The following is a 9,728-nucleotide window of genomic DNA, read 5'->3' as shown; positions in this document are numbered from 1 at the left end:
TTGGAATTTTGCGGCGTTTGAGGATTACGGGTGGGAACGCGTCCTCACTTTTTTATGGCAAGATCGTATTCGATCTCCACAGTAGTTTGTAATTCTAATGTTTTGCTGGTTAATAGAGCGATATTATTAAAGTATATTAAGGTTATCTGATGTTCTTGCGATTTGTTTCCGGCGAATTTACGCTGGAGCCTGGGTATTTTTGGGAGTGCAAAGCTTCATGGTTCTTCGTCCAAGTTCCATTTCCAAGCTGGTCGTGTTTGGCTTCGGTCTGGCCATCGTGCCACTGGTATTGGTCATTGTCAGCGTGACGCTTTCCATCGCGCATTTTGCCGAACAGGGGCAGGTCAGTATTCTCCGGGCAGTGGCCATGAGTGATGCGGCCAATCGCATGAATAACGCCGTGCGTTCCATGGAGCGTTATGGTCTGCAATACACTGTACTGCAGGATCAGGCATTACTGGTTTTGTATGATCAGAGCTTTAGCGAGTACCAAAAAGCCAGTACCCAGTTTGCGGCGGCAGGCCCCTCGCCGGTCGACCTGGAGCGGCTGCATCATCTGGCTGAAAATCTATCCCGTGCCCGTCAGCTATTACCCCTGGTTTCCCTGGAGGGCAACCGGAGTGCTCTGGCAGGTGATTTCAGCCGGGCCAGCGGGGAGGCCCAAAGTCTGCAAAGTGATGTGAATGAAGGAATCAGTACAGAGGTCGGTAAACTGGGCACGCGTGCGTTGGCCATTAAACGGCTGACCATTTTTGAGGTGCTTCTGGTTTTACCCCTGTCAGTCGCGGTAGCTATTGTGTTCATTATTCTCATTACCCGACCGGTGCGGCGTCTGGACCAAGCGGTGTCCGGGCTGGGTGCAGGTGATCTGGAAACACCCATAACGGTCAAAGGTCCGCGCGACATAGCCAGTTTGGGAGATCGCCTGGAATGGTTGCGGAACCGTCTGAACGCTCTGGAAGCGGCCAAGCTGCATTTTCTGCGTCAGCTTTCCCACGAGCTGAAAACGCCTCTCACAGCCATTCGCGAAGGATCAGAGTTGTTGCAGGATGATCTCGGCCAGAATCTCAGTGCTGAGCAGCAGGAAATTGTACAGATTGTAGGGGATAACAGCTTACGCTTGCAGCGCCTCATAGAAGATTTGTTGCGCTTTAGTCTGGCGGAGGGGCCTGTGGGGGCAGGGATGGTGCAGGAGTTATCTTTGACGCATGTGGTAGAGGATCTGCTGCTGAGTTATAAGCCCAGCCTAAGAAGTAATGCATTGCACCTGGAAACCCGGCTTGAGGAGGTGCGTATTCGCGGACATGCAGATCGACTCCGCACTATTTGTGATAATTTGTTGTCAAATGCCGTGAAATTTTCTCCTCAAAACGCTACCATACGGGTGGATTTGCAAGTACAGGACGAAGATGCGGTGTTGGACGTTCAGGATGAGGGTCCTGGAGTGGATCCCGATGAGCGGGAAAAGATTTTTGATATTTTGTATCGCGGCGAAGCTTCGGATTCCGGAAAAATAGAAGGTAGTGGTCTCGGGTTGGCCATTGCCAGGGAATATGTGTTGAGTTATGGGGGAAGTCTTGAATTGCAGGATAAAAAAACACCAGGTGCTTGGTTTAGATTGCGCTTACCCCTTGCTGGGCAGGATGCTTCCCATGCTCATCATTCCGCTGATACTGACGGGATGCGCCAGCACCCCGGTCCCAGCTCTTCCGTCTAACGCCGTACTGCTCAAACCGGGGGAACAGATTATTAAAACCAGTGAGCTGGCAACCCTCAAGGCACAAATAGCCGAACTGGAAAAAGTGACCCCGGTGACTGCACCCTGCATTTCCGAAAAAGCCGAAGCAGCTGTTCTGAGTAAACAGTTGGCCGATGCAAGGGCAGGAGATCCCGGATACCAAAAGCTGGAAAACAAGGTGAACGACTTGCAAAATCGTCTTCTCCAGTCGCAGCAGCATGAAGCCGAATTACGTCGTAAACTGAACGAATTGGTACAAATAGAGAAAAACGCCCGCTTTCCGCAGGGACACTGAATCATGGCAGATAAAGGTAAAATCCTGCTGGTAGACGACGACGCAGATTTGCTGCGCCTGTTGTCGCTGCGCATGAAAACGGCAGGATATAACATCAGTACGGCGGCTAATGGTAATGAAGCTCTGGCGCTGTTGGCCATGGAGCATCCGGGTCTGGTAATTACCGACCTTAAAATGGACCAGATGGATGGCATGGCCCTGCTGGATGCCATTCGTCGGGAGTATCCCACCTTGCCCGTCATCATTTTGACAGCCCACGGTTCCATACCCGATGCCTTGCTGGCCGCCAATCAGGGGGTTTTTGCCTTTTTGACCAAGCCCTTTGATGGTAAAGATCTGATGGCCCAGGTTGAGCGCGCTTTTAGTTTGACCGCAGCCGTAGCCCCATCTTCCGGAAAAAAGGGCAAGGATACCAGTTGGGATAGAATTTTGACCCGTAGCCCTAAAATGCAGGCGGTGCTGGATCAGGCACGCCTGGTAGCGGCCTCCGATGCCAGCGTTTTTGTGCACGGTGCCAGCGGTACGGGCAAAGAGTTGCTGGCTCAGGCCATTCATCAGGCCAGTCCACGGCGTGCGCAGCCATTTATTGCCCTGAATTGTGCGGCATTTCCGGAGCAGTTGCTGGAGTCGGAGCTTTTTGGTCACAAGAAAGGCGCTTTTACCGGGGCGGCCAATAATCATCAGGGATTATTCCAGGCAGCGGAAAAGGGCACCCTGTTTTTGGACGAAATTGGTGATATGCCGCTTTCCCTGCAGGTCAAATTATTACGGGCTCTGCAAGAACGCATGATTCGCCCGGTAGGGTCGACAGAAAGCATCGCCGTCGATGTCCGCATCATCTCCGCCAGTCATCGTGATCTGGAAAAAGAAATGGCTGAACGGCGTTTTCGCGACGACTTGTATTATCGTCTTTGCGTGGTGACGCTGGAATTGCCCGCCCTGGCCGAACGCCCTGAGGATATTCCCTTGCTGGCAGAGTTTTTTCTGCGCGATACCGCCGCTAAAAACCGCAAGGATGTGCGCGGTATTGCTCCGGAGGCGATGGAGCTCCTGGTGGCGGCGCCCTGGCCAGGAAACGTCCGGCAGTTAGCCAATGTCATTGAGCAGGCGGTGGTTTTATCCACCACACCACGTATTGGTGCGCCCCTGATTCGCCACGCCCTGCGCGACAAAGAGGGCGAAGTCATGCCCCTGGCCGATGCCAAAGGGCGTTTCGAAATGAACTATCTTATTCAGATCATGCGCATGACCCGGGGAAATGTGAGTCAGGCGGCTCAGTTGGCGCAGCGCAACCGCACCGAATTTTATCGTTTGTTAAGACGCTATCACCTGGATCCATCAGCCTTCAAGGAAAATGGAACGGTAGATGAAGAAGAAGGCGAAGAATGAGCTAATTGTGATGAAAGTGTTGATCATCTGATTTTTTGGCGGCGGGCGGGGCTGCTTCGAGTTCAGCAATCACATTCTTGATATCCTGTAAAAGCAGACCCGCCATATCTCGTGAAAACCCTTCTCGAATGACTAGCCGTAATACGGCGATTCCGCCGGCATTTTCCGGTAGGGTGTAAGCAGGAACCTGCCAGCCCCGAATACGCAGCCGTTCGGATACATCAAATACACTATAGGATTTGGCTTTTTTGAGGCGTACGGCAAATACCGGAATGGCGCTGCCATCACTCAAGAGGCTGAAGGACCCTATTTTGGCCATTTCGCCAGAAAGCCAAAGGGCGGTATCCCGTAAATTCGACATGATTCGCGTGTAACCTTCCCGCCCAAGACGCAGCAGATTGTAATACTGTCCGACAATCTGGTTGCCCGGGCGGGAAAAATTGAGGGTAAAAGTGGGCATGTCACCGCCCAAATAATTGACATGGAATACCAAATCTTCCGGGAGATGCTCTTCACCCCGCCACAGCGCCCAGCCCACTCCAGGATATACGAGTCCATACTTGTGCCCGGAGGTGTTGATGGAAACCACATTGGGCAGGCGAAAATCCCAGTGTAAATCGGGTTGCAGAAAAGGGGCCACAAAACCGCCGCTGGCAGCGTCGACATGAATGGGAACCTGCAACCCGCTGTGCTGACTATGGGCCACAAGGGCGTCGTGGATTTCTTTGACCGGATCAAACTCCCCGGTAAAAGTGGTACCCAGTACTGCGACGACACCAATACTGTTTTCATCCACCATAGCCAGGACTTCGTCGGAAGTAAGGGTATATCGATCATCCTGCATGGGAATATAACGAGGTTCCACTTCCCAATAGCGACAGAATTTTTCCCAGACGACTTGCACGTTGCGGCCCATGACGAGGTTGGGCTTTTCTGTGCTCAGGCCTTTATCCTGACGGCGTTTCCGCCAGCGCCATTTCAACGCCATACCCGCGAGCATGACGGCTTCGCTGGAACCAATGGCCGAGACGCCTACGGGTTTTTCTTCGGGGTTGGCATTGAACAAACGGGACAACATATTCACACAGCGGGTTTCGATTTCGGCGGTTTGTGGATATTCGTCCTTGTCGATCATGTTTTTGTCGAAAGTTTCAGCCATGAGCTTTTCGGCTTCAGGCTCCATCCAGGTGGTGACAAAAGTGGCCAGATTGAGGCGGGCGTTCCCATCCAGCATAAGCTCATCATGAATCAACTGGTAGGCTGTTTGCGCAGACATTTCTCCATCAGGCAATCGGTATTTGGGAATAGGGTGATCCATGGTCCGGGATCCATAAGCCGGGGTGATATCGCTGTCTTCGGTAAAGCGCTTGACCATGTGGTTCTCCTTGGTAGTGGGTGAGAGCTTCCTGGTTTTGGCCACTTTACAAGTGGGTAAAGTTCAAAGCTGCACAGCATTCTCGCGCCGAAAGATGAGTTGCTTTATAACGTATTGGGACATCATTTTATGGCGAAGAATGATGGTGGGGGAGATTATAATAAACGACTGTCCCCGCCGCGCTGGCAGCCATTAGCGGCGGGCAGCTGCTCAATAAAGTTGCCAAGGCACACCCATGACCGCAGTGATTGAGGCTCGCCCAATCCATTTGCGGCTGAATTGGGTTTCAGGCGAATCCCGCCCTGATGTTTTCAGGGCTTGTGAACTGGATGATCGGCGTCATCCCAGGCGTCCATGCCACCTTGAATGGAATGAACATTGGTGTAACCCATTTTCTTTAATTGTTGGGCGGCCAGTGCGGCACGCCCTCCGGTTTTGCAGTAAACCAGGATTTCCCGATCTTTGTCCTTGAGGGCCGGATGGGAGTCTGCCTTGAACTCGAGCATGCCCCGGGATATATGGTGCGCACCAGGAATATGGCCACCAGAAAATTCATGGGTTTCGCGAACATCTATAATAACCACTTCTTCCGACTGGTGTTTGCCATGGGCCTGCTGTAAATCCATTTCCCGAATTTCTGCCTTGGCTTCCTTGACCAGTTCCATTGCTGTCTTGTTCATTATGCGCCCCTTGATCAGATAAATCAGAAAAACTGATTAAACCATAACGACCCACGACCATTCGCGCAAGCCCCTTGTCGGAGCGTCTATAGTTTGAAGAGTATCTGTCAAAAAACAGGAGAGCCATCATGCAAATTGAATCCATTACCCTGGTGCGGCATGGTATGACCGAATGGGCGGATCAGGGTAAGCATACCTCGGACACGGATATTGGTCTGACCTTCGCAGGGCGAGCAGATGCCGAGGCGCTCTGGGCAGCGTTTGAAAATCAGGGGCATTTTGACGGGATTTATTCCAGCCCGCTGATTCGTGCCCATCACACGGCCATCCTTGCCGGTTTTGCGCATCCGCAATTACATGATGATTTGATGGAATGGCGCTATGGCCGTTATGAGGGCAAGACTACCCAGGAAATTCACAAGGAAAATCCAGAGTGGAGCATATTCCGCTGTGGCGGGCCGGAGGGAGAAAGCCCGGCAGAGGTGACGAAACGCTGCGATCGGCTGCTTCACGACTGGGATACAAAAGGGCACAAGCATGTTCTTTGCTTTGCCCACGGGCACATTTTGCGCGCCCTGGCGACGCGCTGGCTGGGGTTGGATCTCCGCTTTGGAGATCATTTGCATCTGGACCCCGGGAGCATTTCCCGCCTGGCTTGGGAACATGATACGCCAGCCTTGCATCTCTGGAATTACTGTCCCCGGTACACCCATATCGGACCGGGGCGGCCTGCCCAATGAACCTAAAAACGGCAGTTGCCGTGGGTGCTTTTCAGCGACTTTTGTTTTGAGCCGTTGTTGTTCTTGGCGAAGTCCTGCGCCCGTCAGGAGAGCTGTTTGAGCCCGCAGGGCGAGTTCTCTCCTGACAGCAGGATGAGCCTTAGAACAACAGGCAAGGAACAATGGAGCAAAAAGCACCCACGGCAACTGCCGTTTTTAGGATGAAGTGGTTCAGTTCCGGACAGGTTTAGCCGAGCAGGAAAGCCGGGGCTACCTGTGCTGCCTGCTGCATACCAGCATGGTAGTAGTGAGTGCCGGTAAAGGCTTTGGCATCTTCAGCGCGAAACGCGTCCATGCTCAGACCCTTGCGCCCCAAGGTGCCGCTCCACCAGCCGGAGGGGTAGCAAAACTGGGGAAAATACACGCTGTTCACCGCTTCAAAGCCTGCCTCTGCCATGCGACTTTGGCACTGGCGAATGAGGTCAGCATGCAGTAGCGGGGATTCAGATTGTGCAACCAGAACGCCCTGCTCGGCCAGAGCGTGGTGACAGGCGGCATAAAAATCGGTGGCAAACAGACCGGCAGCCGGTCCTACCGGATCCGTGGAATCCACAATGATGACGTCATAACGTCCGGCAGGGGCTTCCTTGATCCAGGCGATGCCATCTGTAAAGTGAAAGTGGGCGCGGGGATCATGGTTTTTTTCGCACAACTCGGGAAAAAAGCGTTCGGCAACCCGGGTCACTCTTTCGTCTAGTTCGACCTGCGTGGCTTCTTCCACTTCCGGGTGACGCAGCACTTCCCGGAGGGTGCCACAATCTCCGCCGCCAATAATCAGCACCCTTTTGGGTGCGGGGTGGGTAAACAGGGCGGGATGGCTCATCATTTCGTGGTACAGATAATTGTCACGATCGGTGACCATCACCAGACCATCCAGAGTCATGAGGGTGCCAAAATGTTCCGTTTCAAAGATTTCTATAGTCTGGTACGGGCTTTGTTCGCGATGCAGTACTTCGCGGATTTTCAGGCTCAAGCTCGCGCCATGTTCTTCATAGCGTTCGGTATACCAAAGTTCTGTGCTCATGATTGCCTCTCATTGTGACCGGAATGGTATGTCCCCGCGTGGATTTTGCGGAAGAATGAGATAAAAGAAAAGGCGGGCTCCGGTATTCAGAGCCCGCCCGCTGTGGTGACGGATACTTTCAGGCGCAGAGAACCGGCTTGACGCGCAGTTCATGGGCGGGAATGCCCATCATGTCTACTTGCCCGCGTTTCATCTCCATGGTGGAGACCTGGCCGGCACCAAAAGCTTCCTTGAGGTAATTCAAGGCATCTTCAGGCTGAATGATATCGCCACAGGTAAATACATCTACCGCTGCATAACCATATTCGGGCCAGGTATGAATGGCCAGATGGGATTCCGCAACGATTACGGCACCACTGACCCCGTAAGGAGAAAAGTGGTGAAAGGTTTGCGTCACAATGGTGCAGTTGGCGCGCCGGGCGGCCTCCAGCATGGCATCCGTGACAAAATCAACATCAGACAAGGTACTGCCGTCACAGTGATAAAAGTCTGCAACGATTTGATGTCCTAACGAGCGCATAGGTGCCCCCCTTACCAAAGTTAAAAAGGTTAAGAAGTAGCTCCCGTGCACCCCCAGACAGTACTTGGTTTTATGCCCTACCTTGCTGGAACGTGGCCATGCCGTGCTCCAAGTCTCTTAAGGACTGACCCCCTTAGTAACTGCTTTCGGTGCCGTGGAAACAGGATGCGAACTATACACTTATCCGCATGGGATGCAAGGGATTTTTGAGATTTTTTTAGATCTGCCCGCAGGCCGATATTCTGCTGTTCTGGTACCCTGTTGACCGTTCGGTTTATACTCTGACCCCTGACTGATAATGGAACAAGGATGCTCATGGCTGCTGAGGCTCTTGTAGAGCTGGATAATGTGCGCTTTGCCCGTGGCTCGCACCCGGTGCTGGCGGGAGTAGACATGCACATTCCCCGGGGTGCCATTGTTGCGCTGATGGGGGCCAGTGGCGGGGGCAAGACGACCATGCTCAATCTCATGGCAGGGACTTTGCGTCCACAATCCGGCCAGATTCGTATTGCCGGACAGGATCTGCAAAAGCTCAGTGAGGATGCCATGTATGCTCTGCGTCGGCAGATGGGTATGTTATTTCAGCACAGTGCTTTGTTTACTGATTTGACTGCCTTTGAAAACGTTGCTTTTCCGCTGCGCCGGCATTTCCGCCTTCCGGAGAACCTGCTGCGCAAGCTGGTCATGATGAAGCTGGAGGCAGTGGGGTTGCGTGGCGCTGCGGGTCTGTTTCCGGCAGAGCTTTCGGGAGGAATGGGGCGCAGAATCGCCCTGGCCCGGGCGGTCGTCATGGATCCGATGTTGATATTTTATGATGAACCTTTTACCGGGCTGGATCCCATCAGCGTGGGCATTATTGCCTCACTCATCAAACGGCTGAATACGGCCCTGGGGGCGACCAGCGTGTTGGTGAGCCATGATGTGGAAGAAACTTTTTCCATTGCCGATTACGGTTTTATTCTGGCGGGTGGCAAAATCATTGCTGAGGGCAGCCCGGCAGACTTGCGTGCCAGTGATTCTGCCCTGGCTCGACAATTTTTGGGGGGGCAGCCCGATGGGCCGGTGCCTTTCCATTATCCGGCCCGGCAGGATTATGCCGCAGCGTTGCGGGACAGCCATGCCGCTGGCGAGGTGCTATAGCCTATGGCTATGCTCGAATTTATTCCGCAATTGGGCCGACGCGCCTTGCAAACCGTTCCCGGCCTGGGTGCCGCCAGTCGTTTTCTGTTATCGAGCCTGCTCAGCGTGTTTAACCGGCATTTCAGCTTTCAGCAGTTATTCCGGCAGATTTATGGTTTTGGTGTGCGCTCGCTCATCCTTATGGTGGTTGCGGCGTTTTTTACAGGAATGGTGCTGGGATTTCAGGGTTATTACGCGCTGGTGCGTTTTGGTGCGACTTCGGCTTTGGGAACGCTGATTGCCTTGTCTTTGCTGCGCGAGCTGGGGCCGGTGCTGACCGCTTTGCTATTTGCCGGGCGTGCGGGCTCTGCGCTGACTGCAGAAATCAGCTCGATGAAAGCCACCGAGCAGTTGAGCGCCATGGAAATGATGGCGGTTAATCCCCTTGCCTGGGTAGTTGCTCCCCGCATTTGGGCGGGAATCATCTCGGTGCCCATACTCTGCGCGATTTTTGATCTGGTCGGGATTTTTGGCGGATATCTGATTTCCGTGCCGGTATTAGGTGTGGATGGTGGGACTTTTTGGGCGCAGATGCAGTCTAACGTGACCTTTTCAGGGGATATACTGACGGGTTTGTTCAAGGCCCTGTGTTTTGGTGTGGTGGTAACCTGGATTGCCGCCTGGAAAGGATATACTGCGCGGCCGACGGCGGAAGGGGTAGGTAATGCAACGACGCTGAGTGTGGTGACAGCCTCGCTGACCGTATTGGGTCTTGATTTTATTCTTACAGCTTTGCTATTCAGCTGAGG

10 protein-coding genes are annotated in these 9,728 nt (G+C 53.3%); 6 read left to right on the top strand and 4 right to left on the bottom strand.

The window, feature by feature from the left end; genetic code table 11:
* Positions 1-217 precede the first annotated feature (217 nt).
* From H7F08_RS00855 to H7F08_RS00845, 3 genes are read left to right on the top strand one after another with little or no spacing between them, the layout of a single operon-like run.
* Positions 218-1,717 carry a sensor histidine kinase gene (locus H7F08_RS00855; protein WP_031571028.1) on the top strand — a complete coding sequence of 500 codons (1,500 nt, stop codon included), beginning with the start codon at positions 218-220 and terminating at the stop codon, positions 1,715-1,717.
* On the top strand, positions 1,653-2,033 hold the full coding sequence (locus H7F08_RS00850; RefSeq protein ID WP_010641183.1) for a hypothetical protein: 381 nt from the start codon (positions 1,653-1,655) through the stop codon (positions 2,031-2,033). The genes H7F08_RS00855 and H7F08_RS00850 overlap by 65 nt, the downstream gene beginning before the upstream one ends.
* 3 nt (positions 2,034-2,036) lie before the next feature.
* A complete protein-coding gene (locus H7F08_RS00845; protein WP_010641185.1) occupies positions 2,037-3,422 on the top strand; it encodes a sigma 54-interacting transcriptional regulator in 1,386 nt (461 codons plus the stop codon).
* A gap of 1 nt (position 3,423) precedes the next feature.
* On the opposite strand, the gene H7F08_RS00840 is transcribed toward H7F08_RS00845, so the two are convergent.
* Together H7F08_RS00840 and H7F08_RS00835 are read right to left on the bottom strand one after the other, a co-directional pair.
* The gene (locus H7F08_RS00840) at positions 3,424-4,797 is read right to left on the bottom strand and encodes a glutamate decarboxylase (RefSeq protein WP_193639672.1); all 1,374 of its coding nucleotides are present in this window, start codon (positions 4,795-4,797) and stop codon (positions 3,424-3,426) included.
* 311 nt (positions 4,798-5,108) lie between these two features.
* Complete coding sequence (locus H7F08_RS00835; protein ID WP_010641189.1) at positions 5,109-5,477, bottom strand: rhodanese-like domain-containing protein; 369 nt, start codon at positions 5,475-5,477, stop codon at positions 5,109-5,111.
* A gap of 128 nt (positions 5,478-5,605) precedes the next feature.
* On the opposite strand from H7F08_RS00835, the gene H7F08_RS00830 reads away from it, so the two are divergent.
* Complete coding sequence (locus tag H7F08_RS00830; protein WP_010641191.1) at positions 5,606-6,217, top strand: histidine phosphatase family protein; 612 nt, start codon at positions 5,606-5,608, stop codon at positions 6,215-6,217.
* A gap of 226 nt (positions 6,218-6,443) precedes the next feature.
* Here H7F08_RS00830 and speE read toward each other — a convergent pair whose 3' ends face one another.
* A complete protein-coding gene (speE, locus tag H7F08_RS00825) occupies positions 6,444-7,280 on the bottom strand; it encodes a polyamine aminopropyltransferase (protein ID WP_010640600.1) in 837 nt (278 codons plus the stop codon).
* Positions 7,281-7,398: 118 nt separating this feature from the next.
* Positions 7,399-7,800 (bottom strand): adenosylmethionine decarboxylase, encoded by a 402-nt coding sequence (gene speD, locus H7F08_RS00820; protein WP_010640598.1) that lies wholly within the window; start codon positions 7,798-7,800, stop codon positions 7,399-7,401.
* A gap of 315 nt (positions 7,801-8,115) precedes the next feature.
* Between speD and H7F08_RS00815 the strand changes: the two genes are divergently transcribed.
* Together H7F08_RS00815 and mlaE are read left to right on the top strand one after the other, a co-directional pair.
* The gene (locus H7F08_RS00815; protein WP_010640596.1) at positions 8,116-8,940 is read left to right on the top strand and encodes an ABC transporter ATP-binding protein; all 825 of its coding nucleotides are present in this window, start codon (positions 8,116-8,118) and stop codon (positions 8,938-8,940) included.
* Positions 8,941-8,943: 3 nt separating this feature from the next.
* Positions 8,944-9,726 (top strand): lipid asymmetry maintenance ABC transporter permease subunit MlaE, encoded by a 783-nt coding sequence (mlaE, locus tag H7F08_RS00810; protein ID WP_010640594.1) that lies wholly within the window; start codon positions 8,944-8,946, stop codon positions 9,724-9,726.
* Positions 9,727-9,728 lie beyond the last annotated feature (2 nt).

Origin of the sequence: Acidithiobacillus sp. HP-11 (assembly GCF_015100075.1) — a bacterium.
GTDB classification, from domain to species: domain Bacteria; phylum Pseudomonadota; class Gammaproteobacteria; order Acidithiobacillales; family Acidithiobacillaceae; genus Acidithiobacillus; species Acidithiobacillus thiooxidans.
Note: the sequence above shows the minus strand (reverse complement) of the source record. Positions and strands in the feature narration are given on the sequence as shown.